Origin of the sequence: Bradyrhizobium sp. USDA 327 (assembly GCF_041262065.1) — a bacterium.
GTDB classification, from domain to species: domain Bacteria; phylum Pseudomonadota; class Alphaproteobacteria; order Rhizobiales; family Xanthobacteraceae; genus Bradyrhizobium; species Bradyrhizobium liaoningense.
Genome location: NZ_JBGCCW010000001.1, coordinates 5465031 through 5491952, shown reverse-complemented (window position 1 = coordinate 5491952; position 26922 = coordinate 5465031). Strand labels below are relative to the sequence as shown.

Annotated in this window: 28 protein-coding genes and 1 pseudogene; 24 read left to right on the top strand and 5 right to left on the bottom strand. The window is 64.6% G+C overall.

All coding sequences use genetic code 11. From position 1 onward, the window contains the following. Positions 1-104: 104 nt before the first annotated feature. The 8 genes and pseudogenes from ABIA42_RS25890 (at position 105) to ABIA42_RS25855 (ending at position 10098) form a co-directional block, all read left to right on the top strand. Positions 105-2188 (top strand): annotated as a pseudogene (locus ABIA42_RS25890) (hydantoinase/oxoprolinase family protein). 2 nt (positions 2189-2190) lie between these two features. Next, positions 2191-3849: a hydantoinase B/oxoprolinase family protein gene (locus tag ABIA42_RS25885; protein ID WP_370119822.1), complete on the top strand. Its 1659-nt coding sequence runs from the start codon at positions 2191-2193 to the stop codon at positions 3847-3849. Positions 3850-3888: 39 nt separating this feature from the next. Beyond that, on the top strand, positions 3889-4890 hold the full coding sequence (locus ABIA42_RS25880) for a TRAP transporter substrate-binding protein (RefSeq protein WP_028178994.1): 1002 nt from the start codon (positions 3889-3891) through the stop codon (positions 4888-4890). A 10-nt stretch (positions 4891-4900) separates the two neighbouring features. Further along, positions 4901-5494 carry a TRAP transporter small permease subunit gene (locus ABIA42_RS25875; RefSeq protein WP_370123918.1) on the top strand — a complete coding sequence of 198 codons (594 nt, stop codon included), beginning with the start codon at positions 4901-4903 and terminating at the stop codon, positions 5492-5494. 31 nt (positions 5495-5525) lie between these two features. Next, the gene (locus ABIA42_RS25870; RefSeq protein WP_370119825.1) at positions 5526-6830 is read left to right on the top strand and encodes a TRAP transporter large permease; all 1305 of its coding nucleotides are present in this window, start codon (positions 5526-5528) and stop codon (positions 6828-6830) included. A 327-nt stretch (positions 6831-7157) separates the two neighbouring features. Beyond that, positions 7158-8876: a pyrroloquinoline quinone-dependent dehydrogenase gene (locus ABIA42_RS25865; RefSeq protein WP_370119828.1), complete on the top strand. Its 1719-nt coding sequence runs from the start codon at positions 7158-7160 to the stop codon at positions 8874-8876. A 140-nt stretch (positions 8877-9016) separates the two neighbouring features. Beyond that, positions 9017-9295 carry a cytochrome c gene (locus tag ABIA42_RS25860; RefSeq protein WP_271529676.1) on the top strand — a complete coding sequence of 93 codons (279 nt, stop codon included), beginning with the start codon at positions 9017-9019 and terminating at the stop codon, positions 9293-9295. A gap of 35 nt (positions 9296-9330) precedes the next feature. After that, positions 9331-10098, top strand: coding sequence for a substrate-binding periplasmic protein (locus ABIA42_RS25855; protein WP_370119831.1), 768 nt, complete (start codon positions 9331-9333; stop codon positions 10096-10098). Positions 10099-10303: 205 nt separating this feature from the next. On the opposite strand, the gene ABIA42_RS25850 is transcribed toward ABIA42_RS25855, so the two are convergent. Further along, on the bottom strand, positions 10304-10948 hold the full coding sequence (locus ABIA42_RS25850) for a glutathione binding-like protein (RefSeq protein ID WP_271529674.1): 645 nt from the start codon (positions 10946-10948) through the stop codon (positions 10304-10306). Positions 10949-11053: 105 nt separating this feature from the next. On the opposite strand from ABIA42_RS25850, the gene ABIA42_RS25845 reads away from it, so the two are divergent. Further along, positions 11054-11698 (top strand): TetR/AcrR family transcriptional regulator, encoded by a 645-nt coding sequence (locus ABIA42_RS25845; RefSeq protein ID WP_035674277.1) that lies wholly within the window; start codon positions 11054-11056, stop codon positions 11696-11698. A 165-nt stretch (positions 11699-11863) separates the two neighbouring features. On the opposite strand, the gene ABIA42_RS25840 is transcribed toward ABIA42_RS25845, so the two are convergent. Further along, a complete protein-coding gene (locus ABIA42_RS25840) occupies positions 11864-12829 on the bottom strand; it encodes a 2-hydroxyacid dehydrogenase (RefSeq protein ID WP_370119834.1) in 966 nt (321 codons plus the stop codon). A gap of 139 nt (positions 12830-12968) precedes the next feature. Between ABIA42_RS25840 and ABIA42_RS25835 the strand changes: the two genes are divergently transcribed. From ABIA42_RS25835 to ABIA42_RS25820, 4 genes are all read left to right on the top strand, one after another. Further along, a complete protein-coding gene (locus ABIA42_RS25835; protein WP_271529671.1) occupies positions 12969-13337 on the top strand; it encodes a YciI family protein in 369 nt (122 codons plus the stop codon). Next, positions 13334-14635, top strand: a complete 1302-nt coding sequence (locus tag ABIA42_RS25830) for an RNA polymerase sigma factor (RefSeq protein WP_271529670.1) — start codon at positions 13334-13336, stop codon at positions 14633-14635. Before ABIA42_RS25835 ends, ABIA42_RS25830 begins: the two co-directional genes overlap by 4 nt. Before the next feature lie 206 nt (positions 14636-14841). Then, positions 14842-15381: an SRPBCC family protein gene (locus ABIA42_RS25825; protein WP_370119839.1), complete on the top strand. Its 540-nt coding sequence runs from the start codon at positions 14842-14844 to the stop codon at positions 15379-15381. 29 nt (positions 15382-15410) lie between these two features. Continuing rightward, entirely contained in the window at positions 15411-15824 is a 414-nt protein-coding gene (locus tag ABIA42_RS25820; protein ID WP_370119842.1) for a VOC family protein, read from the top strand. Positions 15825-15937: 113 nt separating this feature from the next. Here ABIA42_RS25820 and ABIA42_RS25815 read toward each other — a convergent pair whose 3' ends face one another. From ABIA42_RS25815 to ABIA42_RS25805, 3 genes are all read right to left on the bottom strand, one after another. After that, the gene (locus ABIA42_RS25815; RefSeq protein WP_370119845.1) at positions 15938-16288 is read right to left on the bottom strand and encodes a hypothetical protein; all 351 of its coding nucleotides are present in this window, start codon (positions 16286-16288) and stop codon (positions 15938-15940) included. Between the two features lie 455 nt (positions 16289-16743). Next, positions 16744-17181 carry a hypothetical protein gene (locus ABIA42_RS25810; RefSeq protein ID WP_028180149.1) on the bottom strand — a complete coding sequence of 146 codons (438 nt, stop codon included), beginning with the start codon at positions 17179-17181 and terminating at the stop codon, positions 16744-16746. Between the two features lie 121 nt (positions 17182-17302). Beyond that, a complete protein-coding gene (locus ABIA42_RS25805; RefSeq protein WP_370119848.1) occupies positions 17303-18091 on the bottom strand; it encodes an SDR family NAD(P)-dependent oxidoreductase in 789 nt (262 codons plus the stop codon). A gap of 252 nt (positions 18092-18343) precedes the next feature. Between ABIA42_RS25805 and ABIA42_RS25800 the strand changes: the two genes are divergently transcribed. The 11 genes from ABIA42_RS25800 to tolB all read left to right on the top strand — a co-directional run bounded on the left by ABIA42_RS25800 (position 18344) and on the right by tolB (position 26919). Continuing rightward, positions 18344-18760 carry a YciI family protein gene (locus ABIA42_RS25800; protein ID WP_370119851.1) on the top strand — a complete coding sequence of 139 codons (417 nt, stop codon included), beginning with the start codon at positions 18344-18346 and terminating at the stop codon, positions 18758-18760. 157 nt (positions 18761-18917) lie between these two features. Then, positions 18918-19322 carry a YciI family protein gene (locus ABIA42_RS25795; protein WP_370119853.1) on the top strand — a complete coding sequence of 135 codons (405 nt, stop codon included), beginning with the start codon at positions 18918-18920 and terminating at the stop codon, positions 19320-19322. 46 nt (positions 19323-19368) lie between these two features. Beyond that, positions 19369-19734, top strand: a complete 366-nt coding sequence (locus ABIA42_RS25790; protein ID WP_271529663.1) for a YciI family protein — start codon at positions 19369-19371, stop codon at positions 19732-19734. Between the two features lie 129 nt (positions 19735-19863). Continuing rightward, on the top strand, positions 19864-20604 hold the full coding sequence (locus ABIA42_RS25785; protein WP_370119856.1) for a TetR/AcrR family transcriptional regulator: 741 nt from the start codon (positions 19864-19866) through the stop codon (positions 20602-20604). A gap of 121 nt (positions 20605-20725) precedes the next feature. Then, positions 20726-21217: a DUF2852 domain-containing protein gene (locus ABIA42_RS25780; protein WP_370119859.1), complete on the top strand. Its 492-nt coding sequence runs from the start codon at positions 20726-20728 to the stop codon at positions 21215-21217. A gap of 232 nt (positions 21218-21449) precedes the next feature. Continuing rightward, complete coding sequence (locus ABIA42_RS25775) at positions 21450-22214, top strand: serine acetyltransferase (RefSeq protein ID WP_370119862.1); 765 nt, start codon at positions 21450-21452, stop codon at positions 22212-22214. 171 nt (positions 22215-22385) lie between these two features. Continuing rightward, the gene (locus tag ABIA42_RS25770; RefSeq protein ID WP_370119864.1) at positions 22386-22907 is read left to right on the top strand and encodes a flavodoxin family protein; all 522 of its coding nucleotides are present in this window, start codon (positions 22386-22388) and stop codon (positions 22905-22907) included. A 454-nt stretch (positions 22908-23361) separates the two neighbouring features. Further along, positions 23362-24078, top strand: a complete 717-nt coding sequence (gene tolQ / locus ABIA42_RS25765) for a protein TolQ (protein ID WP_028180156.1) — start codon at positions 23362-23364, stop codon at positions 24076-24078. A 43-nt stretch (positions 24079-24121) separates the two neighbouring features. Beyond that, entirely contained in the window at positions 24122-24571 is a 450-nt protein-coding gene (gene tolR, locus ABIA42_RS25760) for a protein TolR (RefSeq protein WP_124159110.1), read from the top strand. Positions 24572-24574: 3 nt separating this feature from the next. Further along, the gene (locus ABIA42_RS25755; protein WP_271529657.1) at positions 24575-25534 is read left to right on the top strand and encodes a protein TolA; all 960 of its coding nucleotides are present in this window, start codon (positions 24575-24577) and stop codon (positions 25532-25534) included. A 41-nt stretch (positions 25535-25575) separates the two neighbouring features. Next, the gene (gene tolB / locus ABIA42_RS25750) at positions 25576-26919 is read left to right on the top strand and encodes a Tol-Pal system beta propeller repeat protein TolB (protein WP_370123921.1); all 1344 of its coding nucleotides are present in this window, start codon (positions 25576-25578) and stop codon (positions 26917-26919) included. The last annotated feature ends 3 nt before the right edge of the window (positions 26920-26922 follow it).

Sequence of the window (26922 nt, the reverse complement as noted above, 5' to 3'; positions counted from 1 at the left end):
GTGCCAAGCAGAATAGCCGGGCGCGGCATGCATCTCGTCGTCCATGGCATGGAAATTGCTGCGCTTTTGACCCCAGTCTTGACGACCAGCACGGAGAATTTGGAATGCTTGAGGGAGCCGAGGTGCGGCTTGCCGTTGATATCGGTGGCACGTTCACCGACATCGTGCTGGACGTGGGGCAAGATCGCAGAACCCGCAAGGTGCTGACCACTCCGCAGCGCCCCGAGCAGGCTGTGCTGGACGGCATGCGCCTCATTCTTGCCGATGCACGTGCGCATATCAGCGACATCGATGTCTTCATCCATGGCACGACGCTCGCGACCAATGCCATCATCGAGCGCCGCGGGGCCAAGACCGCGCTGATCGCGACCGAGGGCTTCCGCGACGTGCTCGATATCGGCACCGAAAGCCGCTACGACCAATATGATCTCGGCATCGACAAGCCGAAGCCGCTGGCGCCGCGCGGCCTGCGCTTCACGGTGCCCGAGCGCATTGACGCCCACGGTGCCGTTCGTCTCCCGCTCGACGAAGCGGCGGTGCGCGCACTCGCGCAGAGATTGCGTGAGCTGAAGGTCGAGAGCGTCGCGATCGCGTTCCTGCACTCTTATGCCAATTCCGAGCATGAGCGCCGCGCGGCCGCGATCATCGGTGATGAAATGCCCGGCATCTCCGTGACTGTATCGTCGGCAGTGTGTCCCGAGATCCGGGAATATGAGCGCACATCCACTGCGGTCGCCAACGCCTATGTGCAGCCGCTGATCGATGGCTATCTTGCCCGCATGGCCGACGCCCTGCAGGTCGAGCAGTTTCGCGGCGCCATTTATCTTGTTACCTCCGGCGGAGGCGTGACTTCGATCGAGACCGCGCGACGCTTTCCGGTGCGCCTCGTCGAATCCGGTCCCGCCGGCGGCGCGATCTTCGCGGCCCAGATCGCGGCGCGTCTTGGCGAGAGCAGGGTGCTCTCCTTCGACATGGGCGGCACGACCGCAAAAATCTGTCTGATCGAAAAGTACCAGCCTGAGACCTCGCGCGTGTTCGAGGTCGATCGCGCCGCGCGTTTCCTCAAGGGCTCCGGCCTGCCGGTGCGCATTCCCGTCATCGAGATGGTCGAGATCGGCGCCGGCGGCGGTTCGATCGCGCATGTCGACGCGATGAAGCGCGTCACCGTCGGTCCCGAGAGCGCCTCCTCGGAGCCGGGGCCCGCCTGCTATGGCCGCGGCGGTCAGCGCCCGGCCGTGACGGATGCAGACGTCGCGCTTGGCATGATCGATCCCGATGCGTTTGCGGCCGGCACGATCAAGCTCGACCCGGAGCTGTCGAAGCAGGCGCTGCTGCGGGACGTCGGCGAGCCGCTTGGCCTTACCGCGGAAACCGCGGCCTATGCTGTCCACGAAGTCGTCTGCGAGAACATGGCGAGCGCGGCACGTGTGCATGCGGTCGAGCGCGGGGAGATTATCGGCCAGCACACGCTGATCGCTTTCGGCGGTGCCGCGCCGCTGCATGCGGCCCGTGTCGCCGAGAAGATCGGCGTCTCTCGCGTGATCGTGCCATCGAATGCCGGTGTCGGCTCGGCCGTCGGCTTCCTGGCGGCGCCCATCGCCTATGAGCTGGTGCGCAGCCGTCATGTCCGGCTCGATGACTTCGACACCGAGGCCGTCTCTGACCTCTTGCAGGAGATGGTGACCGAGGCGCGTGCGCTGTGGAGCCCGGTGCAGCCGGTGCTCCGGTGCGGGAGCGCCGCGCCGCCTTCATGCGCTATGTCGGCCAGGGCCACGAGATATCGGTCGAGCTGCCGAACCGGCGGCTGGCGACCGCCGATCTCGCCGGCCTGCGCCGGAAGTTCGAGGCGGATTATTCCGCGATGTTCGAACGGCCGATCCCGGGGGCTGCCATCGAGGTGTTGAGCTGGTCGGTGCTCGCCACCACCGAGGCGCGCAATCCCCCGACCGTCGCTTCCGTCGCACGCATGCCTGCGGCCAAGGCGTCCGGCAGCCGCAAGTTCTTCGACGGCCGCGCGGGCGAAGTGATCGATATCCCGCTCTATCGCCGCGAGGACATGGCGCCGGGCGCGACGATTGCGGGTCCCGCCGTCATTGCGGAAGACGAGACCTCGACCTTCGTCTCCAACAGTTTTGACGCCCATATAGACGGTGCCGGCAGCATCGTCATGGAACGGAAGGCGGCCTGATCATGAGCAAGGCAAATGGCGCGAGCCTGATCGACCTTCAGATCATGTGGCACCGGCTGATCGCCGTGGTCGAGGAGCAGGCGCAGGTGCTGCTCCGCACCGCGTTCAGCCCGATCGTGCGCGAATGCGGCGACCTGTCGGCCGGCGTGTTCGACCTCGAGGGGCGCATGCTGGCACAGGCGGTGACGGGCACGCCCGGCCACGTCAACTCGATGGCGGAATCGGTCAAGCATTTCATCACTCACTTCCCGATCGAGACGATGAAGGAAGGCGACGCCTACATCACCAACGACCCCTGGATGGGCACGGGCCATCTCAATGACTTCGTCGTCACCACGCCGTGCTTCAAGGATGGCAAGCCGGTGGCGCTGTTCTCCTGCACCAGCCATCTCATGGATATCGGCGGCATCGGCTTCGGGCCCGACGCCACCGACGTGTTCATGGAGGGGCTCTACATCCCCATGCTGAAGCTGATCGACCAGGGCGTCGTCAACGAGACGCTGATGGCGATGATCCGCACCAATACGCGACTTCCGATCGACACCGAGGGCGACACCTATTCGCTCGCCGGCTGCAACGACGTCGGCTGCGAGCGCTTGGTCGAGATGATGACCGAGTTCGGCATCGACACGCTGGACGAGCTCGGCGACTACATTTGCGACCGCTCGCGCGAGGCCGTGCTCGCCGAGATCGCCAAGCTGCCGAAGGGCAGCTGGCGCAACACGATGGTGGTCGACGGCTATGACGCGCCGGTGACGCTGGCTGCGACCCTGACGATCTCGGACGAAGGCATACACGTCGATTTCGACGGCACCTCCGCCGCCTCGAAGTTCGGCATCAACGTGCCCTTGTCCTACACCACCGCCTACACGGTGTTCGGCCTCGGCTGCGTCGTCGCCTCGCAGATCCCGAACAATGCCGGCTCGCTCTCGCCGCTGACGGTATCGGCGCCGGCGGGCGCGATTCTCAATGCGCCGAAGCCGGCGCCGGTCGCCTCGCGCCACATCATCGGCCAGATGCTGCCCGACGTCGTGTTCGGCTGCCTGCGCCAGATCATTCCCGAGCGCGTGCCTGCGGAAGGCACCTCGTGCCTGTGGAATCTCAACGTGCGGGGGCAGACGCGAAGCGGCGTCGGCGGCAATTACGGGTTCTCCATGGCGGTGACCTCCAACGGCGGCACCGGCGCGCGCTTCGGCAAGGACGGGCTGTCCGCGACCGCCTATCCCAGCGGCGTGCGCGGCACGCCGGTCGAGATCGCAGAGACGCAGACGCCTCTGATCTTCTGGCGCAAGGAGCTGCGTCCGGATTCCGGCGGGGCAGGGCGCACCCGCGGCGGCCTCGGTCAGATCATCGAAGTCGGCAGCGGCGTCGACGCGCCGTTCGACATCTTGGCGGCGTTCGACCGCATTGATCATCCGCCGCGCGGCCGCGATGGCGGCCGGGACGGCGAGGCCGGCTATGTCGGTCTCAAGTCCGGAAAGAAGCTGCGGGGGAAAGGCTTTCAGCAGGTGCCGCCGGACGACCGGCTGGTGGTGCTGACACCGGGCGGCGCGGGCATCGGCGATCCCGCCAAGCGCGAGCGCGCGGCGGTCAATGACGACGTCGAAAGCGGACTCGTGTCCGTCGACAAGGCGGTCGCAGTTTATGGGTACTCGCGGTGACGCCTCAGGCGTCGTGCGCGTAGCAAACGGAGGGGTGCAATGATCACGCGACGGAACTTCACCGCGGGCGCAGCGACGCTGCTCGCCGCCGGCCACATCTCCACCCGCGCGCGGGCGGCGACGGTAAGCTGGGACATGTCGACGGTGTGGCCTGACGGAAATTTCCACACCCAGAACGCTTTTGCCTTCGCCGAGGAGGTGAAGAAGCAGAGCGGCGGCACGGTCAACATCACCGTGAAGGCGGGTGGTCAGCTCGGCTTCAAGGGCCCCGAGCACTTGCGCGCCGTGCGCGACGGCCTGGTTCCGCTCGCCGACGTCCTCAACATCCAGCAGGTCGGCGACGAGCCCTTCATGGGCGTCGAGAGCATTCCCTTCCTCTGCGGCTCGGTGGAAGAGCTCAAGGTGCTGCACAAATATGTGCGGCCCGAATACGAGAAGATCGCTGCGCGCAACAACCAGAAGATCCTCTACATCGTGCCGTGGCCGACGCAGTATCTGCATCTGAAGGCGAAGGTCGCCGATGTCGAGGGTCTGAAGAACATCAAGATCCGCGTGCCCGACAAGAACGCGGTCGACATGCTGAATGCGATCGGTATGGCGGCCGTGATGATCCCCTGGGGCGAGACGATTCCCGCGCTCGCTTCCGGCGCGGTGGCCGGCGTCTCCACCTCGTCGGTGTCGGGCGTCGACGGCAAGTTCTGGGAATTCCTGAAATACGTCTACCCGACCAACCACGTCTGGTCGTCGCAGATGCTCACCGTCAATCTCGATTCCTGGAAGGCTCTCTCCGCCGATCAGCAGAAGCTGGTTGCGGATATCGCGGCGAAGATGGAGCCGGGCTTCTGGGCCAACTCGCTCAAGGCTGATGTCGACAGCCTCAACCGCCTGAAGGAAGGCGGCATGGAGGTGGTGCCGGTCTCGCAAGCCATGATGACGGACATCCGGGCCAAGACCGCGCCGCAGCTCGACGCCTTCCTCAAGCGCGTGCCGGCAGCCGACAAGCCGGTGCGGGCCTATCTCGCCGAAATGAAGCGTGGCTGAGGATGACGTCGTGGTGAGCATCTCGCCCGAAGCTCCGCAGAGTCTGAATGCAGCGGCGCCGGCGCCGCTGCGCATCCTGCTCGACGGAATCGATCGCCTCGGCCGGCTCGACGGCTGGATTGGCGGCGGCTGTCTCTTGATGCTGACGCTGCTGATGCTCTGCGAGGTCGCAACCCGCTTCCTGTCGAACTTTCTGCCGTTCTTCCCGCCCAGCATCTCGATCGCGTGGGAATACTCTTCTTATCTCATGGCGGCGTCCTTCACTTTCGGCGCCGCCATGACGCTACGTGTCGGCGGCCATATCCGCGTCGTGCTGCTCCTGAAGAACGTGCCGGCGCCGGTGCAGCGCGCGCTCGAGATTCTCTCGGCGGCGGCCGGCTTCGTCTTCATGGCGTTCCTGACCTCGGCAATGGCGAAATTCGCCTGGGGCGCGTTCGTGCGCGGCCAGGTCTCCACCTCGAGCGACACGCCGTTGTGGTTTCCGGAGGCCGTCGTCACCTTCGGCATGCTGCTGCTGACGCTCCAGTTCCTGGCGCGCGCGATCCAGGCCGCGCTCGGCCTGCCGCTGGAGGATCATCGCATGAAGGCCTCGCCCGTCGAATGACCGCTTTGCTCGCTCCCGGATTCAAGATCGCATGACCATCGAAGTCGTCGCCCTGTTCGCGATCCTGTTTGCGCTGCTGGCCTGCGGCGTCTGGATCGGCCTGACGCTTGCGCTCACCGCGACGCTGCTGCTCGCGATGTTCCGCTCGATCCCGCTCGACAAGCTGCTGCCTCAATATGCCTGGAACATCCTGACCACGCAGGAGCTGCTCGCGCTACCGCTGTTCATCCTGATGGGCGAATTGTTGTTCCGCACCCGCCTGTCGCGCTCGCTGTTCCAGGGACTGGCGCCCTGGGCCGGGCTGCTGCCCGGCCGCCTGCTGCATGTGAACGTGATCGGCTGCACCATCTTCGCGGCGATCTCGGGCTCGTCGGCCGCGACCACACAGGTGATCGGCCGCATGTCGCTCAACGAGCTGCTGCGCCGCGGCTATTCCCGCGACATCGCAATCGGCTCGCTCGCCGGCGCCGGCACGCTCGGGTTCCTGATCCCGCCGTCAAACATCATGATCATCTATGGCGTGCTCGGCGATGTCTCGATCCTGAAGCTGTTCACGGCCGGGGTGCTGCCGGGATTCCTGCTGGCCGCCACCTTCATGGCCTGGGTGATGCTGCATACGAGCCTCAATCCGAGCATGGTGCCGGAAACGGAAGCCAAGCTCTCGCAGGTGCCATGGAGCGAACGCTTCGCCGCTCTGAAGGACCTCGCCCCGGCGCTGTTCCTGATCGCCTGCGTGCTCGGCTCGATGTATGGCGGCCTCGCGACGCCGTCGGAGGCTGCAGCCGTCGGCGTGCTCGGCGCGGCCCTGGTTGCCTGGGCGCAAGGCGCGATGTCGCAACAGGTCATGCGCGACGTGCTGATCGGCTCGGTCGTGACCTGCTCGATGATCGCGCTGATCGTGCTCGGCGCTTCGATCCTCGGCAATGCCGCAGCCTTCCTCGGCATCCCGCAGGCGGTGGCCGCCTTCGTCAAGGGGCTCGGCCTGTCGCCGTTCATGCTGATCGTGACGCTGATCGTCTTCTATCTCGTTCTCGGCTGCTTCCTCGACGGCTTCTCGATGATCGTGATGACGCTGCCGATCGTGCTGCCGATCGTGAAGGGCGCAGGCTTCGACGAGGTCTGGTTCGGCGTCTTCCTCGTGCTCGCCGTCGAGATGGCGCAGATCACCCCGCCGGTCGGCTTCAACCTGTTCGTCATCCAGGGCCTGACTGAGGACGGCCTCGGCTACATCGCCCGCGTGACGATGCCGTACCTCATGATCATGATCGGCTTCGTGCTGCTGCTGACGCTGTGGCCCGGCATCGTCACGATACTGCCGAAAGTGCTTTACGGATAAGCCACTTCGCTCAGGGATTGGCCGATCGAGGTCGAAACGGTCAGTGCCGCTGCCGTTTCAATTCGGCCCGTGCGTCAAAGTCGTCTCCTGCGCGCGTTCCGTGTTTGCACGCCCTGTGATCCGTCGTAAGCTGCAGCGGCAAGCAGAAGTACAACAGCAATCACACTAGTGAAGGTGGCTCCTTCGGCGCTATCCGCCGAAAGAGGGGATATCTGTTGGCGACTCGGTCCGACGGAGGACGATCGACGCGTACTGAACTGCAAATGCCCCCTCGCGGCCGCGCTCACGAGACGCAATCAACAAACACAAGAGCGGGAGGAAGTGCAAATGAGAAAGCAGTGGCTCAGCTCGGCCTTGCCTGTCGTCGTCGTTGCGACACTTGCAGCATCGGCGGCGTCGGCACAAGCCGTGGATACGGCCCGCATCGAGGCCGCCGGCCAGAACGATTGGCTCACCTATCACGGCTCGTACAAGTCCTACCACTACAGCCCGATCGCGCAGATCAACACGAACAACGTCGCCAATTTGGGCGTAGCCTGGATGCACATCCCCGGGCGATCGACGCGCGGTCTGCAGTCCATGCCACTCGTGGCTGACGGGGTGCTCTACTATTCGGGCTCTTACAGCCGGGTCTTTGCGCTGAATGGCGCAACCGGCGAGGTCATCTGGTCGTTCTTTCCGGAACTGGACGAGGCGCTCATCAGCCGGCAGACCCACTCTCCCTACAACCGCGGCGTAGCTCTCGGTGAGGGCAAGGTGTTCGTGGGCACGATGGATGGGCGTGTCTTCGGGCTGGATTCGAAGACGGGAAAGGTCCTCTGGGAGACCAAGCTGATCGACTCGCAGAAGCTCACTGTCGGCTTTACCGGCGCGCCTCTTTACGCGAAGGGGAGCGTGATTATCGGCGCGCAAGGTGGCGAATGGCCGGGCCGCGGCCCGATCTTCGCTCTCGATGCCACGACGGGAAAGAAGAAGTGGGAATTCCTGACGGTCGCGGGCACCGAAGAGGCCATGAAGACCTGGGGCAACGACTCCTGGCGCACCGGCGGTGGTGGCGGCTGGATGCCGGGCACCTATGATTCCGAGACCAACACCATCCTGTGGGGCACCGCGAACCCTGCGCCGCTCTACGATTGGTCGGGCGCCGACTACAAGACGCAAGGTGCACGTCCCGGCGACAATCTCTATACGACTTCGGTGATCGGCCTCGATATCGATACCGGCAAGCTGAAATTCTATCATCAGGAACTGCCGCACGACGCCTGGGACTTTGACAGCTCCGTCGGCGAGTTCGTGATGCTCGAGCGCGACGGTCAGAAATACGTGGTTCATCCGAACAAGGGCGGCTTCGTCTTCGTCTACGACCGCAATCTCAAGGTGAAGAACGTCTGGCGGCTGGTCGAGAACATCAACTTCGTCAAGGATATCGACCCCAAGACCGGCGCGCTGATCGGCCGCCGCGATTTCTCCGTCGGGAAAGTCACTGAACCACCTCTGTGTCCGTTCATCGGCGGCGGCATCAGCTGGAACGCCGGCTCATACAGCCCGAAGACCGGTCTCTACTACAAGATCGGCCAGGAATGGTGCATGACGCTGGACATCCAGAAGACGACACCGGTTACGACGCCACAGGTCCAGCTCAACATCGGCGCCGATTTCAAGATGGTGCCTCCTCCCGGCGGCGAAATCTATGGCCATCTCGACGCGCGGGACCCCATAACGGGAGCGAAGAAATGGGAGGTCCGATATCCCGAGCCGCCGCTTGGAAGCGTGCTGTCGACGGCGGGCAATCTGGTCTTCGTGCCGGACTCCCGCGGTGTCCTTCACGCCTACGATGCCGAAACCGGAGCCGAACTGTGGAAGCACAACAACGGCACCGGTCACCAGGGCGGCATCGTCAGCTACTCCGTCGGCGGCAAGCAATATATCGCCGTGACCGCGGGCTTTGGCGGCATGCTGGCTGACGAGTATGCGCCGAACTTCGGCGGCGTCTACAAGAGCATGCCGCGTGACGACGGCGCGCTCGTCGTCTTCAGCCTGAAATAGTTGCCGCAAACGATCTGCAGGAGCGGGTGCAAGCCCGCTCCTTGCCGATCGCGACGGCCACCTGCTTCAGGAACGGAGTGGACGTGTTGAAGCTGTATTTGAGGACAGTTCCGGTGGGCGCCTCGTTGCTGTGCGCTGCAATGGCTCAAGCACAATCCGCGGCGCCTGCGCCCGAGAATGCGCCGTTCGAGGTCGAGCAGGTGTTCGCGGGAACTTGCGGGTTTTGTCACTCCGACGGCGGCCGGGCCGTCGGCAAGGGTCCGCAACTGATGAATTCGCCGCGCGACGACGACTTCATTCGCAATCGCATCAAGCACGGCAAGCAAGGCGCGATGCCGGCATTCGATGGCGCTTTCACCGACGCGCAGATCGACCTGATCGTCAAGTACATCCGCGCCTTGAAACCACGCGAAGGCTGAACCAGACGCGCGATGCGTCCAGATGAGGGTGTGCAATGAAGACGATCGTGCCGGTCATCGTCGCTGCCGCCATCGGGCTGCCGGGACCGGCGCAGGCGCGAACCCTGGACGCGATCCGTGCGAGCGGCGTGATCGGGCTGTGCGCGCATCCCAACTCGCTTCCCTTTGCCCGCAAGACCGGCGAGCCGCCCGGTTTTCAGGTCGAGCTGGGACAGGTGATGGCCCGCGAGCTCGGTGTGGCGCTGAGGCTCGACTGGATCATCACGCAGTACCAGATGCGCAGCGCCGGCTGTGACATTCTCCTGGACGTCATCGCCGACCGCGAGGCGCAAGGCGAAACACGTTTGCGGATTTCGAAACCATATTATCGCACGGGCGTCGCGCTCGCGGTGCCGTCATCCAGCCCGCTCACCTCGTTCAAGAGTCTCAACGAAAGGACCAAGGTGGGAGTGCAGGTCGGATCGATCGCCGCCATGATCATCGGCCAACGGCACGTGCCCCTGTCGACGTTCGGCTTCGAGAGCGACAGCCTGGAGGCCGTGTCGAACCGTGAGATCGATGCCGCCGCGGTCACGCCCACGGCGGCGAGCTATTTCAATCTGACGCATCCGGACAATCCGCTCCGGATCCTGGATCGTGATGAGAGCATCGCCGATCTCAACTGGAATGTCGCCGTCGGCATGATCCGCCCGGATGATGCGTTGCGCGAGGCCATCGACCGGGCCCTGGAACGGCTGCGAGGCGACGGCACGATCGACCAGATCTACCGCCGCTATGGCATCGTGCTGCAGGCGCCGAAATAGTCGATCTGCACTCCGGAACGGCTTTCGTTGAATCGATTGCCGCGGCTCGTTCACCTCTCCCGCTTGCGGGAGAGGTCGCGCCGGAGGCGCGGGTGAGGGCTTTCTCCTCTTGGGGGTTGTCCCATTGGAGAAGCACCCTCTCCCGCAAGCGGGAGAGGGAGCGCACCACCGTCGTTGCAGCGATCAAGCCTCATTTCATCGTGTTTTACGCCGCGGCCTTCTTCCGCGCGAGCTCGGCCTTGTACAACTCGAACTCCTCCGCGATCGCCCTGGCGATCGACGGGCGCTGGCGCAGGCGTTCGTAGTAGGCCTTCACGTTCGGCCATTTCGCAAGCTCGATCGGCGGCGTCGCCATGGTCCAGTTGATGACCGTGACAAGATAGGCATCCGCCACGCTGAAATGGTCGAGCAGGAAATCGCGGCCCTTCAGATAGTTGTCGAGATAGTCGAGCCGCGACAGGTTCTTTTCCAGCGCGTAGGCTTTGGTTTCCTGCGGCGCCTTGCGGTCGAGCACGGGGATGAACAGGCCCTTGTGCAGCTCGGTGCCGATGAAGCAAAGCCATTGATGCAGCCGGGTGCGCTCGATGCCGGCGGCGGCACCGAGGCCGGATTGCGGAAAGCGGTCGGCCACATATTGCAGGATCGCGGCGTTCTCGGTCAGCACCACGCCCTCATCGGTGCGCAGCGTCGGCACCAGGCCGATTGGATTGACCGCCCGGAAGTCGGAGCCGTCGCTCAGCACTGTCTTGGTCGGCGGATCGACTTCGAGATAGTTCGCCTCGGCGCCGGCTTCATACAGCGCAACGCGCGTCGCCATGGAGCAGGCGAGGGGCGAGAAATAGAGATCCATCTGTAGCCTCCTTGGGCAATTCTCTGGAAGTTTCGCTCAACCTGGCCAGATTGATTTTTGTACTGTGTTGCATAATATATCCGCGGTCAAGGATTAAGTTGCGAAATGGTACAAAAATCGAAGCTGCCAACTGCTGCCGGTCAGCCCAAGCGCCGCGGCCGTCCCCGCGCCTACGAGCCCGATGTCGCGCTCGGCAAGGCGCTCGACCTGTTCCGCAGGCAGGGCTTTGCCGCGACCTCGCTCGACGATCTCAGCGAGGCCACTGGCATGAATCGCCCGAGCCTCTACGGCGCCTTTGGCGACAAGCGCGAGCTCTACATCAAGAGCTACCAGCGCTACCGTGAGGAAGCGCGGGCCTCCATGGCAGCGATCTTTCGCGAGGAAATGCCGCTGCGCCAGCGCCTGGAGCGAATCTTCGCCTCCGCGCTGAACATCTATCTCTCCGGCGAGACCGGCCCGCGCGGCTGTTTCACTGTGGTGACGGCGGCGTCCGAGGCGGTGAGCGATCCCGAGATCCGCGCCATGGTGCTCGACGGACTCACCGAGCTCGACAAGGCTTTTGCCAGTTGCTTCCGCCGTGCCAAGGAGAAGGGCGAGTTGCCGGAGAGCGCCGATCCGGCGGTGCTGGCGCAGATCGCATCAGCTACCGTGCACTCCATCGCCGTTCGTTCGCGCGCCCGCGTCCCACGCAAGGAGCTGGAGGCGATCGTGAAGGGCGCGATCGATATGATGGTGGGCGCGAAAGCGTAGGCTGCCGTCGCCGGCAAGCGGAGCGCAGCTCCGGACCACGGAAGACGTTCGGCGAAGACCCGGAGTTGCCCGCTCGCCTTACGATTTCTGCCCGTGGGTATGGATCCCCGCGTTCGCGGGGATGCCACCGGGCCTGAAGCGCCAGCGTTCGCGAAATCCGGGGGCTTAGTAGCCCCTTGCCCGATCCACCACATTCTCCAGCACTCCGCCAGCCTCGAACCGTCCGATCTGCGCGGCGACATAAGCCGAGATCGCGTCCGCGTCGGTGTCGGCTGCGTTGTGCGGCGTCAACACCACCTTGGGGTGGGTCCAGAAGCGGCTGTTCGCCGGCTGCGGCTCCTGCACGAAGACGTCGAGCGAGGCGGCGCCAAGCGTGCCGTCGTCGAGGCAGGCCAGAATATCGGCTTCGTTCTGAAGGCCGCCGCGACCGGCATTGATCAGCACGGGCGCGCCGAGCGGGCTGTTGCGGTTGAGCTTCGTGAAGACGTCGCGGTTGAGGATGCCGTTTGTGTCAGGCGTCAGCGGCAGCAGGCAGACCAGGATGTCGGTCGTGCGCAGGAAGGCATCGATCTGCGCAGTGCCGTGGAAGCACGCGACGCCGTCGATCGTCCGCGGGCTGCGGCTCCAGCCGGCGACGCGGAAGCCGAGCCGCCGCAGCACATTGGCCGCATCGGCCCCCAGCGTGCCCAATCCCATGACGCCGACGGTGATCGCGCTCGCCGGCCATTGATATTTTGGCTCCCAGCGTTTTTCGCGCTGCGATTGCCTGAGGTAAAGCTCCTGGCGGTGGTGCATCAGCACGTGCAGCACGACATATTCGGTCATGCGATTGGTGAGATCGGGCACGGCGACGCGCACCAGCGGCACATCGGGCAGGCTCTTGTCCGCCATCAGCGCGTCGACGCCGGCGCCGAGGTTGAAGATCGCGCGCAGATTGGGGAACGCACCGAGATCGCCCGGCACCGGCTTCCACACCGCGGCATAGTGCACCTCCGCCGGATCGAGCCCGGCGTCCGGCAGCAGCACCACGCGACGGTCCCCGCAGACCGCTTCGAACCGGGCCTTCCAGCGCTCCGGCAGCCAGTTCTGCTGCGTGCTGTTGATCAGGACGGCCAGTGTACCCAGGGTCATTCGAAGTGCCTCGTCGGTTCCGTTTGAGAAGGCCCTCCTTGGCACGATCTGCCGGATTTTTCTTGCAAATTTTTTCCGCAGCCATGTCGGCGCGGGGCATATTGGCGCGTCTTCAAAGCAGACGAGGAAAGTGTCGCCTATGCTTTACGCCATTCTTTGCTATCACGACGAGGATTTCGTCGGCTCCTGGAGCAAGGAGCAGGACGAGGCCGTGATGAAGAAGCTCGCCGTGGTGCAGGAGAAGCTCACCAGGCAGGGCCGGCTCGGACCGGTGGCGCGGCTGTTGCCGACGACCGCGGCGGCGACCCTGCGCAAGGAGGACCCGCCACTGGTGCTCGACGGTCCCTATGCCGAGACCAAGGAGCAGCTGCTCGGCTTCTACATCGTCGACTGCAAGAATCTCGACGATGCGCTCGACGTCGCGCGCGAGCTGGGCGCTGCCAATCCCGGCGGTGCCTACGAGGTGCGTCCGGTGGGCGTGTTCCGGCCCGGAGGAGCTCTCACGTGAGCGAGACCGACACCGCCTGGATCGAGACTGCGCTGACCTCGGCGCGACCCCAGGCGGTGGGCGCGCTGCTGCGCTATTTCCGCGATCTCGACACCGCAGAGGAGGCTTTTCAGAACGCCTGCCTGCGCGCGCTCAAGTCCTGGCCGCAGAACGGGCCGCCGCGCGATCCCGCGGCCTGGCTGATCATGGTCGGCCGCAACGTCGCGATCGACGAGGTGCGCCGCGCCCGCAAGCAGCAGCCCCTGCCGGAGGACGACCTGGCCATCTCGGATCTCGATGATGCCGAGGGGAAGCTGGCCGAGCGGCTCGACGGCTCGCACTATCGCGACGACATCCTGCGGCTGATGTTCATCTGCTGCCATCCGCAGCTGCCGGCGACGCAGCAGATCGCGCTCGCCTTGCGCATCGTCTCAGGCCTCACCGTCAAGCAGATCGCACGCGCCTTCCTGGTCTCGGAAGCCGCGATGGAGCAGCGCATCACGCGGGCCAAGGCAAAGGTCGCCGACGCGGGCGTCCCCTTCGAAGCGCCCGGCGCGGTCGAGCGTTCCGAGCGGCTCGCCGGCGTCGCCGCCATGATCTACCTGATCTTCAACGAAGGCTATTCGGCGAGTGGAGACACTGCGGAGATCAGGAAGCCGCTGTGCGAAGAGGCGATGCGGCTGGCGCGGCTGCTGCTGCGGCTGTTTCCGAGTGAGCCCGAGATCATGGGCCTGACGGCGCTGATCCTGTTGCAGCACGCCCGCAGCGCCGCGCGCTTTGCCGAGGACGGATCGCTGATCCTGCTGGACGATCAGGATCGTTCGCTGTGGAACGGCACCATGATCGCGGAAGGTCTCGCGCTGATCGACAAGGCGATGCGTCACCACCGCAGCGGTCCTTATCAGATCCAGGCCGCGATCGCCGCGCTGCATGCGCGCGCAGCGACCCCGGAGGAGACCGACTGGACGCAGATCGATCTGCTCTATGGCGCTCTGGAAGTGGTGCAGCCGTCACCGGTGGTGACGCTCAATCGCGCGGTCGCGGTCTCCAAGGTGCGCGGGCCGCAGGCCGCGCTCGAACTGATCGAGCCGCTGGCACCGAAGCTCGCCAACTATTTCCATTTCTACGGCGTGCGCGGCGCCTTCCTGATGCAGCTCGGCCGCAACGACGAGGCCCGCGTCGCCTTCGACCGTGCCATCGCGCTCGCCAACACCTCGGCCGAAGCCGCCCACATCCGCATGCATCTCGATCGCCTGATCCGGGACAGCCAGCCGAAGACGGCCAATGGCGGCGCCAGGCAGGGCGCGAAGGCGAAGTAGGCCCGCCTGCTTCCACGTCGTCATGCCCGAGCTTGGTCCAGGCTTGTCCCGGGCATCCCCGGTCTTTCCCTCCGCGCCAAGAACGTGGATGGCCGGGACAAGCCCGGCCATGACGTGGGGTGGGCAGTGCGCCAAAGAATTCCTGTCCCATTGTCGGCCGGGGCCTCCCGCGTTCGTCCTAGGCTCCGTATCCCGGGGAGCCATTCATGCTGAAAGCCCTTGCCGTCATCGCTATCGTGCTCGCCGTCGGCATAGCCGCGGTCCTGGTCTTCGCATTGACAAAGCCCGACACGTTCCGCGTGGAGCGCAGTCTCGCCGTGAAAGCTCCGGCCGATGCGATCTTTCCGCTGGTTGCTGACTTCCATCGCTGGACCGCCTGGTCGCCCTATGAGGAGCGCGATCCCGCCATGAAGCGGACGTTCGGCGGAACCGCGGCGGGAAAGGGTGCCACCTATGCCTGGGATGGCAACAACAATGTCGGTGCCGGCCACATGGAGATATTGGAGGCGAACGGGCCCTCCAGGCTTCGCATCAAGCTCGATTTCGAGCGGCCGTTCGAAGGGCACAACACCGCCGAGTTCACCTTTGTGCCGCAAGGCGATGCCACTCTGGTCACGTGGGCGATGTACGGTCCGGCCCCGTTCCTGTCGAAGGTCATGCAGGTGTTCGTCAACATTGACAGCATGATCGGCAAGGATTTCGAGGCAGGTCTCGCCGGCCTGAAGAAGCTCACCGAGAAGCAATAACCTCACTGCAAGCGAAGAGGAGACAATCGATGCTTAATCCCTATCTGTTCTATCAGGATACTTGCGAAGCGGCGTTCAACTATTACGCCAAGGTTCTCGGCGGCAAGATCGATGCAATGATGCGGTCATCGGACGCGCCGCCGGACGTGCCGGCCGCTCTTGGCCGTGAGAAGATGATCATGCATGCACGGATGTCGCTGCCCGACGGCAGCGTGCTGATGGCTTCCGACGCGCCGGCCGAGCACTTTCACAAGCCGCAGGGTTTTTCGATCTCGCTCACAGTCAAGGATCCCGCGGACGGCGAGCGCAAGTTCAACGCGCTCGCCGACGGCGGCTCGGTCACGATGCCCTTCAGCAAGACGTTCTGGGCCAAGGGCTTCGGCATGTGCGTCGACAAGTTCGGCATTCCCTGGATGGTGAACTGCCCGGCGGAGGGAATGTGACGGGCACGACCGCGCCCATGATCCGTTGAGTTGCGATCCCCTCTCTCCAATGCTGCGGGAGAGGGGACACGCATGGACTCCTCACCTCACGCGCCGATCGGCCGTTTGTCCTCTCACCGGATCGATCCGGTGACGTTCTCGCTCGGCGGCGACGACTCCATGCAGCGAGGGCAGATCACGAGCTTGCTGCCGAGCCGCCTGTCGTTCTCCGCCTGTATTTCGTCATGGACCGCCCACCACGCCTGGGAATAGGGCTGCAAGGTGCCGAGCACGCGTTCCCGCTCCTGATTGGGATCCGGCGCCGCGGGCGCGGGATTTGCCACGCGCCGTTTCGCGACGTGAGGACCGTTCGGATCCTTGCCAAGTCCATCCCACGCGATGGGGCGGCGTTCCTGCGCTGGAGCGCCTGCGCAAGCCATCAGCGCTGTGCAAAAACTGAGCAAGATGAAGCTGTATCGAATCATGCCGGGGCCTTTGCTGCGTATGCGACGCGCAATCCGCGTGAAACACTTCGCGTCACGTCAATCTAATGGAACTCAACGCAAACGGACCAGCCGGCATGGCCGAATACGAATCGGAATTTCACATCACTTTGCTCGCGGAGTGAGGCCGCTTCGTGAAGCCGACTGCACCGCACAACAATTGGCGCAATATTGGGCTGTGATCTGCACACCAAAATCGCTAACTTTGCTTCATAAAATCTACAAATCAGGGCGGGGCGACTTGGAAGGGAGCGACCGATGGCGGCGGCGCTACAAATCAACTTTGCTCTTTGGGGAATGGTCATTTGCGTGAGCATGAAGCTCGTGCCGGTGGTCCAGACTTTGTTCTAGACGGCGAGTTCTCTGACGAGGTCGTGCAGCGGTTCCGACAACAATGGTTGTCAATGTCGGTCGCGAGACTATCAACGACGGCTTCGTCACCGACATCGCGGATAGATCGCGGCGAGGTCGCGCCCCTTCAACAGCAGCAGCCGTGAGCTCAGGCCGCCACGGCGGCTGATCCAGTCGCGCACCGGGCCGGGATAGGCGGCGAGCACCGCGACCGATGCTTCCGGCTCGGCATAGAAGCGCCCGCGCCGGTCCACAGAGCGCGCGGCGTGGAAGCCCAGCACCGCGCGCTTGGTGACGCAGATGCGCTCGCCCGGCACGATGCTCAGCACCAGCGTGCAGGCGGACAGGCAGGGGCCGTCGATCACCACGCGCTCGCCGCTCTCGCGCACTTTCTCGAACAGATCGAGGAACGGCCCGACCTGTCCGCCCGGTGACTGGATGATGCGGATCTCGGCCGCCGCGGGCGTGACGCCGAGCAGCGCGGATGCAAGCATCAGGGCTTTGAGGCAGGTGATACGTCGCATGAAGCTCTCCACCAACTCGCTCTTGTAGGGTGGGCAAAGCGTAGCGTGCCCACCATTGTCGCCTCATATCTGGAGAAGTGGTGGGCACGGCGCTTGCGCGCCTTTGCCCACCCTACACGGCTTACCCGTTTCGTCGTTGCCCGCGCAGCGTTGGCAGACCGATACCCGCCGCATCGAAGCCGCCATCAACGGCTAAAATTTGTCCGGTGATGTAGCTCGCGCTCGCCGAGCACAGGAAATAGATCGCTTCCGCGAGCTCCTCCTCCAGGCCGTAGCGGTTGAGCGGAATGGCGTCGTGATAGTCGGCGCGGATCTCCTTGGTGTGAACCTGCTTCGCCATCGCGGTGTCGACTGGTCCCGGCGCGACCGCGTTGACGCGGATGTTGAGGGAGGCGAGCTCGACCGCGAGCTGCTTGGTGAGGTGCGCAAGGCCCGCCTTGCTGGTGCCGTAGGCCGAGCGCAGCGTCGAAGCGCGCACCGCCGAGATCGAGGTGATGTTGACGATGGCGCCGCCATTGCCGTCGCGCATCAAGGGAACCGCTGCCTTGGTGCAGAGGAACGGTCCGGTGAGGTTAACCTCGAGCACGCGGCGCCAGTCAGCCTCCGACGTCTCCATCAGCGGCGCGAACACCGCGATGCCGGCATTGTTGACGAGGGCATCCAACCGGCCGAACCGCCGCTCGATCGTCGTCATTGCAGCACTGACCGCGGCTGCGTCGGAAACGTCGCAGGTCAGCGCCAGCGTCGCCTCGCTCTTGCCGATTTCGGCGACCGCGCGGCCGAGCAACTCGCCCTCGATGTCGAGCAGCGCCACGCGCCAGCCCTCGGTCAGGAATTTCTTCGCGGTCGCAAGCCCGATGCCGCGTGCAGCTCCGGTGACGAGGGCAACTTTCTGCGGGGCTTGCGGCATTGGCTGATCTGTCCTGTGTCGGGGAGGGGCGCGCGAGCGCCGGCCCCTTTTACTTCGCTTTGGTTCAGGCATGAAAGGCCCCCGCGCCGCGCCAATCGAGCCCGATTCGGCCCCGAATGCGCCTGCCGCAGTCGCGCTTGCGCGCCTCCAAATAATTCCCGCCCTGCTGTCGGCTCGGCAGAAGGTCGTTCGTCTTAGAGGGGAACGCGGGCCGGATGTTCCCGCCCGCAGGATATATCACGGAGCAGGTCGATGCGTTTCATGGTGATCGTCAAGGCAAGCCAGGATACCGAGGCCGGCAAGATGCCGACCACGGAGATGCTGGCTGCGATGGGCAAGTTCAACGAGGAGATGGCCAAGGCCGGCGTCATCGAAGCCGGCGAGGGCCTGCATCCGACGGTGAAGGGCGCCCGGGTCAGATACTCGGCGTCCGGGCCAGGCGTCACGCGCGGTCCGTTCAGTCTTTCGCCCGACCTGATCGCCGGCTTCTGGCTGATCAAGACTGCCTCGCTGGACGAGGCCCTTGACTGGATGAAGCGTGCGCCGTTCGAGCCAGGCTCGGAGATCGAGATCCGGCAGGTGTTTTCGGCCGAGGATTTCGGCGAAGCCCTCACCCCCGAGCTGCGCGAGCAGGAAGAGCGCACGCGCGCGCATGCGACGAGGAAGTAGCTCTCCGCCGCCGCCATTTCCGGGGCGCGCATGGCGCGGCTCTGAAGCGCAATCGCGCATCGGAGAATTCACCGGGACCGGCGGCAATATGGATCAACGGATTCCGGGCTCGCGACCTTGTCGCGCCCGGAATGACAGCAAGCGACGAGGTAATCCCATGCGATTCATGATGCTGATGATCCCGCTCGGCTACGAGGCGGCACCGCCGGACGTTCAACTCGATCCCGAACGTGTCGCGGCGATGATGCGCTACAACGAGGCGCTGAAGGACGCCGGCGTGCTGATCACGCTCGACGGCCTGCATCCGCCATCAATGGGCGCGCGCGTCTCCTTTGCGACCGGCAAGCCCATCGTCACCGACGGCCCCTTCGCTGAAGCCAAGGAAGTGCTGGGCGGTTACTGGATGATCGAGGTCGCCTCGCGCGAGGAAGCGATCGCCTGGGCGAAGAAGTGCCCGGCCTCGGCCAACGAAATCATCGAGATCCGGCAGGTGCAGGAGGTGGCCGACTACCCGCCTGAAGTGCAGGAGGTCGTGGCCGGATTTGGCGACCTGAAGAAGTAGACAGCCGCCAGACGATTTTCCCATCAATCAACCAGAGGAGATATCCATGAGCGACGAACACCAATTTCTCGCCGTCTATCTCGGCAGCACGACCGGAACGAAGATGGCGGCCTGGCGCGCCCTGCCGGAGGCCGAGCGGAAGGCGAAGGAGCAGGAGGGCATGGCTGCCTGGCACGGCTGGGTCGAGAAGCACAAGTCCGTCATCGTCGAGATCGGCGGCCCGCTGGGCAAGACCCGCAGGATCGACGCGAGCGGCATCGCCGAGGTCAGCAATGCGCTGACCGGCTTCACGGTGGTACGTGCCGCCTCGCAGGAGGAAGCTGCCAGACTGTTCGAGAACCATCCGCATTTCGCGATCTTTCCAGGCGAGGCGATCGAAGTGATGCCCGTCCTTCCCATTCCGCGGATGTAGCTTCGGTGCGAGCTCGTTCCGGGCTCAATGCCGACGCATCGGCCCGGGCATGACCGTGGAAGTACGGGGTTAATCCTGCCTCATCGCCGCTAGTGACCTTCACGCCCGGCTCATGTAAAGGTCGTTCACATGAGCTGGCGCAAGGAGCAGGGCCGCGCCGAGCGCGGCTATCACCACGGCAATCTGAAGGAAGCCTTGTTGCAGGCCGCTCTCGGGTTGATCGCCGAGAAGGGTGCGGCCGGCTTCACCTTCGCCGATGCCGCGCGCATGGCCGGCGTCAGCGCGGCGGCGCCCTATCGGCATTTCCGCGACCGCGACGAGCTCCTGTCCTCGATCGCCCAGCGCGGTTTCGAGCAGTTCGAGGCGCGCCTGACCGCGGCCTGGGACGACGGGCGCCCCGATACGGTCACCGCGTTCGAACGCGTCGGCAGGGCCTATCTCGCCTTCGCCCGCGAGGAGCCGGCCTTCTACAACGCGATGTTCGAATCTGGCCTGCCGGTCGATGCCAATCCTGCCTTGATGGCAGCGGGCGAACGCGCATTCGGCGTCATCCGCGCCGCCGCCGAGCGCCTCGCGGCGCTGACGCCGCCCGGCACACCGCGTCCGCCGGCGATGATGATGGCGCTGCACATCTGGTCGATGGCCCATGGCGTCGCCTCGCTGTTTTCCCGCGGCGATGCCGCGCGTCGCAAATTACCGATGTCGCCGGACGAGCTGTTAGAGGCCGAGGTGCTGATCTATCTGCGTGGCCTCGGTTTCCCGACCGACCGCCGTCCGGCCACGAAGGGGGCCGAGCCGCCGCCGGTGCCGCCGGAGGCTTCCTCCGGTTCGGGCGTGCCGCCGGGCGGACCCTGGGGCAAGCCGAAATAAAGTTGCTCAAATAATTGCGCGGGCCTGTCTGGCGGCCGGCTTGACAAAATCGCGGGATGGTCTAGCTATGTAAATGTTATTTACATTCACAACGGCGCAGGTGCCGTGATGGAGATGGGAAATGGCCTACACCGCTGATGTCAATCGATGGCGCGGCCCTTCGGACCAACACCAACAGTACGAGCGTCCCCGCATGCTCGATACGCCCTGGCATCCGGGCTGGATCGCCGTGACCATCCTCGGCTTCATCATCTGGTGGCCGATCGGACTTGCCCTTCTCTTTTTCACACTCGGGAGCAGAAGAATGTCGTGCTGGAACCATCAGGATCGCTGGCAGAACAAGATGGAGCGGATGCAGTACAAGATGGACCGCATGCGCGGCCGCATGGAGCGCAGTGGTTTCGGCTTTGGCTTCGGCCCGCCGTCTTCCGGCAACCGCGCCTTCGACGAATATCGCTCTGAAACGCTGCGGCGTCTCGAGGAGGAGCAGGTCGAGTTCAGGAACTTCCTCGACCGCCTGCGTCACGCCAAGGACAAGGAAGAGTTCGACCAGTTCATGGCGCAGCACAAGACGCGTCCGACCCCGCCGCCCACCGACCAGCAGCAGGGCTGACATCCAAGCCTGACGCCTCTCAAAGCCTTCAGGCGCATGCCCCCAAAGTCCTGATGGCCCCGAGCCGCCCGCCTGCGCAACCGCAGGCGGGCGGTTTGGCTTCGGCGTGTTCGCGCTAGCGGGAGAGGCCGGATAGCCGCGCGAGAGGACGCGCATCCCGTGGACATCGCTGGCGCCTTGATCCGGACCGCCTATATTCGCCGTCACAGATGCACGCGGATCGGAGGCGACAATGCCGGAAGCTGCGATAAACGCGAGCGACGACCTCTGGCAGGCGATCCGCCGCGAGGCCCAGCGTGCGGCAGATGCCGATCCATTATTCGGCAAGGCTCTCACCGCCGCCATCCTCACCCATGACGATTTTGCCGCGGCCCTGGCCGATCTGATCGGGCGGCGGCTTGGCAGCAGCGCCGAACGCGCGCGCTTCACGTCCTTTTCTCGTGACGCCTTTCGCGACGAGCCGGACCTGATCGAATCTGCCAGCCGGGACCTCGCGGCCATCGCGCGCCGCGACCCCGCTGTCACCGACCTGCTGCCGCCACTGCTGCACTACAAGGGTTACCTCGCGCTGCAAGCCTGGCGCGTGTCGAACTGGCTCTGGCGCCACGACCGTCGCGACGCGGCGTTGCTGTTTCAGAACGAGGCGTCGAACGTGCTCCAGGTCAGCATTCATCCGGCTGCCAGCATCGGGGCCGCCGTGTATCTCGACCACGCCACCGGCATCGTGATCGGCGCCAATGTCGTCATCGGCGACGACGTCACCATCCTCCAGAACGTCAGCATCGGCCGCAGCAGTGAGCTGCCGGCGCGCTCGCCGCGCATCGGCTGCGGCGTCTACGTCGGCGCAGGCGCGAGCATCCTCGGCGACATCAGCATCGGCGATCTTGCAAAGATCGGCGCCGGCACTGTTGTGACGGGCGACGTGCCCGCCGGCTGCACGGTAGTCGGCAATCCTGCCCGGCTGACGAACTGCCCCAAGACGGTCTCGGCCGCCTGACGCGCCCTCGCTTAGAGCATGCGTTCCCACGGCTCTCGCACGTCAGGTCGCACGGCAAGATGTTTCAAACCGGGCTCGCTTTGACGCTTTCTCTGCGCCTGTTGACGTGAATCAAGCCGCGCGCATCGCGAACGCGATGTAGTTCGCCAGGCGGAGGCGAGGAGCACGACGATGGCGAACGCAAGGATACTCGTGGTCTATTATTCCCGGACCGGCACGACGCGCAAAGTTGCTCAATCCCTGGCGGCTGCGCTGTCCTGTGACAGTGAAGAAATCGCCGAGGCTGGTAGCCGCAAGGGGATATTCGGTTATCTGCGCTCGGCCGTGGAAGCGCGACGGCAGATCCCATCGCGCATCGCCGCCACCGTCAGGGATCCATCTCTCTACGATCTCGTTGTGATCGGAACCCCGGTCTGGGCCTGGTCGCTATCTTCGCCCGTCCGTGCCTACTTGCTCGCAAACAGGTCGAAACTCCCTGCGGTGGCGTTCTTCTGCACGCTTGGCGGGGCCGGCAGCGATCAGGTCTTCGGCCAGATGCGGGAGCTCGTCGGCAAGCAGCCTCTTGATTGTCTTTCCGTCACCGCGCGCGACGTGGCATCGACGAACTACGCAGCGCGGCTCGCCACGTTCGTCGAGGCAATACAGCGGGCAATTGGGAACGGGCGCAGCGGTGCAGCGACGAACGCGGCCTGAGGGATTGCTCGTCCAGCGCTCTGGAAGATCTCTCTGCATCAGGAAGCGGTCTTTTGGGGGGTGCGGAGTGACGGTCGTGCAGAGCTCGAAACCGGGTTCCCGGACGCGGGCTTGGTCCTCGATTTTCCGGCCAGATGCCGCCGCCCGGGGCTGCCGGGGCCAAATCCCTGGCCGGCCTGCCTTTCCGGCGACCAAATTCGCCGCCGGTAACCCCGCATTAACCAACGCCGGGCTCTGGTAATTGCGGACAGTCGCGCCCAAAGCCGTGTCGAGGCCCATAGTTTTGACATCTTGGCGGGGAATGCAGGCGGCCGGCTTGGACGAGCCCTGCACCCCAGAAAGACAAGGCTTTGAGCGGGCTTGCCGGCCGCGCCGATTCTAGCGCGGCTGTTGGGGAACGGCCATTTCGTTGGCCAGGACATCAGGTAACGATCGCCTTGAGAGGATACTGCTTATGAATCCGGCCGACGTGGCTCAGTCAGCCCTTCCGGTTGCCGCCTCCGCCGACGTGTCGCTGATTGCGCTGTTTTGGCAGGCTCACTGGATCGTGAAAGCGGTGATGCTGGGACTTCTGTCCTGCTCGGTCTGGGTCTGGGCGATCGCCATCGACAAGATCTTTCTTTACGCGCGCACCCGGCGCTCGATGGACCGGTTCGAGCAGGCGTTCTGGTCCGGCGAGTCGATCGAGGAGCTCTATCGCACGCTGTCGGCCAAGCCGACCCACTCCATGGCAGCCTGCTTCGTGGCGGCGATGCGCGAGTGGAAGCGTTCCTTCGAAAGTCATGCGCGCTCGGTCGCGGGCCTGCAGATGCGCATCGACAAGGTGATGAACGTCTCGATCGCGCGCGAGGTCGAGCGGCTGGAACGGCGCCTGCTGGTGCTGGCGACCGTCGGCTCCGCCGGCCCCTTCGTCGGCCTGTTCGGCACGGTCTGGGGCATCATGTCGAGCTTCCAGTCCATCGCGGCGTCGAAAAATACCTCTCTGGCGGTTGTCGCCCCCGGTATCGCGGAAGCGCTGTTTGCGACCGCCGTCGGCCTTATCGCCGCCATTCCTGCCACTATTTTCTACAATAAGTTCACGTCCGAGGTGAACCGGCAGGCCCAGCGGCTGGAGGGCTTCGCTGATGAATTTTCAGCCATTCTCTCGCGTCAGATCGACGAGCGGGGCTGACGGACGGCATGTATAGTGTGAAGGGCAATTTGGGCACCAGACCATGGGCATGAACGTCGCAAGTTCATCCGGAGGCGGCGGACGCCGCGGCCGGCGCAAGCCCGTTGTGGCCGAGATCAACGTCACGCCGATGGTCGACGTGATGCTGGTGCTGCTCATCATCTTCATGGTCTCGGCGCCGATGTTGACGGTCGGCGTGCCGCTCGACCTGCCCCAGACCCAGGCCAAGAGTCTCGAAAACAACGACCAGAAGCCGATCCAGATGTCGGTCGACATCAAGGGCAAGGTCTTCATCAATGATGCCGAGATCGCGCTGAACGAGCTGGTGCCGAAGCTCAAGGCGATCACGGATGCGCGGGGCGGGCTCGAGGAACGCATCTACCTGCGCGCCGACAAGAAGGCGGATTACGGGACGGTGGCCAAGGTCATGGGCCTGCTGTCCGGCGCCGGATTCAAGAAGCTGGCCCTCGTCACCGAAGCGGATCAGGGGTAAGCGGTGAAGGTGAACGTCGACAAGACACTCGTTGCGTCGATTGCCCTCCATGTCCTCGTGCTTGGATGGGGCCTCGTCACCTTTAGCAGCAAGGCCTATGTGGCGCCGGAGGAGTCGCTTCCGGTCGACATCATCTCCTCAGATCAACTCGCGAAGATGATGGCGGGGCAGAAGACCGGCGACAAGAAAGAGCCGAAGCCCAAGGTCGAGAAGATCGCGGAAGCCAAGCCCGAGGAAGACGCCGTCGGCAAGGTCACCGAGAAGAAAGAGCTGATCAAGACCAACTCGACGCCGGAGCCGCCGCCGAAACCCGTCGAGAAGCCGGTCGAGAAGAAGCCCGAGCCGCCGAAGCCCGTGGCCGAGGCGAAGCCGAAGGAAGAGCCGAAGCCGCAGGAAAAGAAGCCTGATCCGGCCAAGGAAGATCCGATCGCCGAGCTCCAGAAGAAGCTGGACACGAAGAAGCCGCCGCCGAAGCCCGTGGAGCAGAAGGTCGCGGCAGTGCAGCCGCAGCAGCAACCGAAACCCAAGGAGCGCACCTTCGACCCCGCGCAGATCCAGCGCGACCTCGACAAGCGTGCCACGACACGGCACGAACTGACTGGATCGGCGCTGAATGCGTCGGCGTCGCTGGGATCGAGCACCGGCACGGCCGTCGCCAACGTCGCGACCTGGCGCGGTGCTTTCCAGGGCGCGGTCAAGCGCTGCTTCACGCCGACCTATAACGGGCAGGATGCCGACCAGTACGAAGCCGACATCGACATTCCCATGAAGATCGACGGATCGCTGGCCGCCGAGCCGATCGTCGTCGCGGTGCGGGGACCGTCGCGGTCGATCGCGCAGGCGGTGGCGGAGAGCGCCAAGCGCGCCATCGTGCAGTGCCAGGTCTATTCGTTCATGCCGAAGCAGCAGTACGAGAGCTGGAAGCTCATTCCGATGACTTTCGGTCTGAAAGATATGTTGTGACATCCGAACAAAAGAATTTTGCGATGAATGACGCCCGATCGATGAACCGCCGCCGCTTCATGACCCTGACCGGGTCGACGCTCGCGATGCTCGGCGGCGGACACGCCTTCGCTCAGGGGCAGCCGCGACTGCGCATCGATCCCACCGAGTTTCAGCCGGTCCCGATCGCGATCACCAATTTTGTGCCGGGCTCGCCCTCCGACGGCGACGTCGGCAACGGTGTCACCCAGGTCATCACCAACAATCTGAAGCGCTCGGGCCTGTTCGCGCCGATCGACCAGGCCGCCTTCATCGAGCGCATCAGCAACATCGACGTCGCGCCGCAATTCCAGAACTGGAAGACCATCAACGCGCAGGCCCTGGTCACCGGCCGCATGACGCGGCAGCCGGACGGCAGGCTCAAGGCCGAATTCCGCCTGTGGGACGTGGTCTCCGGCCAGCAGCTTGCCGGCCAGCAATATTTCACCTCGCCCGAATATTGGCGCCGCATCGCCCACATCATCTCCGACCAGATCTACGAGCGGATGACCGGCGAGAAAGGCTATTTCGACAGCCGCGTGGTGTTCGTGGACGAGACCGGGCCGAAGGAGCGCCGCGTCAAGCGGCTCGCGATCATGGACCAGGATGGCGCCAATGTGCGCTATTTGACCCGCGGCTCCGACCTCGTGCTGACGCCGCGCTTCTCGCCGAACTCGCAAGAGATCACCTACATGGAGTTCGGCCAGGGCGATCCGAAGGTCTATCTCTACAACATCGAGACCGGCCAGCGCGAGATCGTCGGCAACTTCCCCGGCATGACCTTTGCGCCGCGCTTTTCGCCGGACGGCCAGCGCGTCATCATGAGCCTTCAGCAGGGCGGCAATTCCAACCTGTTCGTGATGGATCTGCGCTCGCGCTCGACCACGCGCCTCACCGATACGCCGGCCATCGACACCTCACCGTCCTACTCGCCCGACGGCGCCCGCATCTGCTTCGAGTCCGATCGCGGCGGCCGGTCGCAGATCTACGTGATGGCGGCGGGCGGCGGGCCGGCGCAGCGCATCTCCTTCTCCAAGGACGATACCAACGCAACCTATTCGACGCCGGTATGGTCGCCGCGCGGCGACTACATCGCCTTCACCCGGCAGGGCGGCGGACAGTTCGCGATCGGGATCATGAAGCCGGACGGCAGCGGCGAGCGGCTGCTCACCTCCGGCTTCCACAATGAGGGCCCGACCTTCTCGCCGAATGGCCGCGTGCTGATGTTCTTCCGCGATCCCGGCGGCAATGGCGGGCCGTCGCTGTACACGGTCGACATCTCCGGCCGCAACGAGCTGAAGGTGCCGACACCGGGCTTTGCCTCGGACCCCGCCTGGTCGCCGCTGCTGTCCTCGACGTCGGGCTGACAA

What these genes read in the sequence shown, in the direction of transcription:
- tolB (WP_370123921.1), top strand. Translation starts at nt 25,576, where the DNA reads ATGAACCGCCGCCGCTTCATGACCCTGACCGGGTCGACGCTCGCGATG.
- ABIA42_RS25855 (WP_370119831.1), top strand. Translation starts at nt 9,331, where the DNA reads ATGAAGACGATCGTGCCGGTCATCGTCGCTGCCGCCATCGGGCTGCCG.
- ABIA42_RS25865 (WP_370119828.1), top strand. Translation starts at nt 7,158, where the DNA reads ATGAGAAAGCAGTGGCTCAGCTCGGCCTTGCCTGTCGTCGTCGTTGCG.
- ABIA42_RS25775 (WP_370119862.1), top strand. Translation starts at nt 21,450, where the DNA reads ATGCCGGAAGCTGCGATAAACGCGAGCGACGACCTCTGGCAGGCGATC.
- ABIA42_RS25840 (WP_370119834.1), bottom strand. Translation starts at nt 12,829, where the DNA reads ATGACCCTGGGTACACTGGCCGTCCTGATCAACAGCACGCAGCAGAAC.
- tolR (WP_124159110.1), top strand. Translation starts at nt 24,122, where the DNA reads ATGGGCATGAACGTCGCAAGTTCATCCGGAGGCGGCGGACGCCGCGGC.
- ABIA42_RS25850 (WP_271529674.1), bottom strand. Translation starts at nt 10,948, where the DNA reads ATGGATCTCTATTTCTCGCCCCTCGCCTGCTCCATGGCGACGCGCGTT.
- ABIA42_RS25780 (WP_370119859.1), top strand. Translation starts at nt 20,726, where the DNA reads ATGGCCTACACCGCTGATGTCAATCGATGGCGCGGCCCTTCGGACCAA.
- ABIA42_RS25770 (WP_370119864.1), top strand. Translation starts at nt 22,386, where the DNA reads ATGGCGAACGCAAGGATACTCGTGGTCTATTATTCCCGGACCGGCACG.
- ABIA42_RS25845 (WP_035674277.1), top strand. Translation starts at nt 11,054, where the DNA reads ATGGTACAAAAATCGAAGCTGCCAACTGCTGCCGGTCAGCCCAAGCGC.
- ABIA42_RS25815 (WP_370119845.1), bottom strand. Translation starts at nt 16,288, where the DNA reads ATGATTCGATACAGCTTCATCTTGCTCAGTTTTTGCACAGCGCTGATG.
- ABIA42_RS25810 (WP_028180149.1), bottom strand. Translation starts at nt 17,181, where the DNA reads ATGCGACGTATCACCTGCCTCAAAGCCCTGATGCTTGCATCCGCGCTG.
- tolQ (WP_028180156.1), top strand. Translation starts at nt 23,362, where the DNA reads ATGAATCCGGCCGACGTGGCTCAGTCAGCCCTTCCGGTTGCCGCCTCC.
- ABIA42_RS25860 (WP_271529676.1), top strand. Translation starts at nt 9,017, where the DNA reads ATGGCTCAAGCACAATCCGCGGCGCCTGCGCCCGAGAATGCGCCGTTC.
- ABIA42_RS25785 (WP_370119856.1), top strand. Translation starts at nt 19,864, where the DNA reads ATGAGCTGGCGCAAGGAGCAGGGCCGCGCCGAGCGCGGCTATCACCAC.
- ABIA42_RS25795 (WP_370119853.1), top strand. Translation starts at nt 18,918, where the DNA reads ATGCGATTCATGATGCTGATGATCCCGCTCGGCTACGAGGCGGCACCG.
- ABIA42_RS25790 (WP_271529663.1), top strand. Translation starts at nt 19,369, where the DNA reads ATGAGCGACGAACACCAATTTCTCGCCGTCTATCTCGGCAGCACGACC.
- ABIA42_RS25870 (WP_370119825.1), top strand. Translation starts at nt 5,526, where the DNA reads ATGACCATCGAAGTCGTCGCCCTGTTCGCGATCCTGTTTGCGCTGCTG.
- ABIA42_RS25825 (WP_370119839.1), top strand. Translation starts at nt 14,842, where the DNA reads ATGCTGAAAGCCCTTGCCGTCATCGCTATCGTGCTCGCCGTCGGCATA.
- ABIA42_RS25885 (WP_370119822.1), top strand. Translation starts at nt 2,191, where the DNA reads ATGAGCAAGGCAAATGGCGCGAGCCTGATCGACCTTCAGATCATGTGG.
- ABIA42_RS25880 (WP_028178994.1), top strand. Translation starts at nt 3,889, where the DNA reads ATGATCACGCGACGGAACTTCACCGCGGGCGCAGCGACGCTGCTCGCC.
- ABIA42_RS25820 (WP_370119842.1), top strand. Translation starts at nt 15,411, where the DNA reads ATGCTTAATCCCTATCTGTTCTATCAGGATACTTGCGAAGCGGCGTTC.
- ABIA42_RS25835 (WP_271529671.1), top strand. Translation starts at nt 12,969, where the DNA reads ATGCTTTACGCCATTCTTTGCTATCACGACGAGGATTTCGTCGGCTCC.
- ABIA42_RS25800 (WP_370119851.1), top strand. Translation starts at nt 18,344, where the DNA reads ATGCGTTTCATGGTGATCGTCAAGGCAAGCCAGGATACCGAGGCCGGC.
- ABIA42_RS25805 (WP_370119848.1), bottom strand. Translation starts at nt 18,091, where the DNA reads ATGCCGCAAGCCCCGCAGAAAGTTGCCCTCGTCACCGGAGCTGCACGC.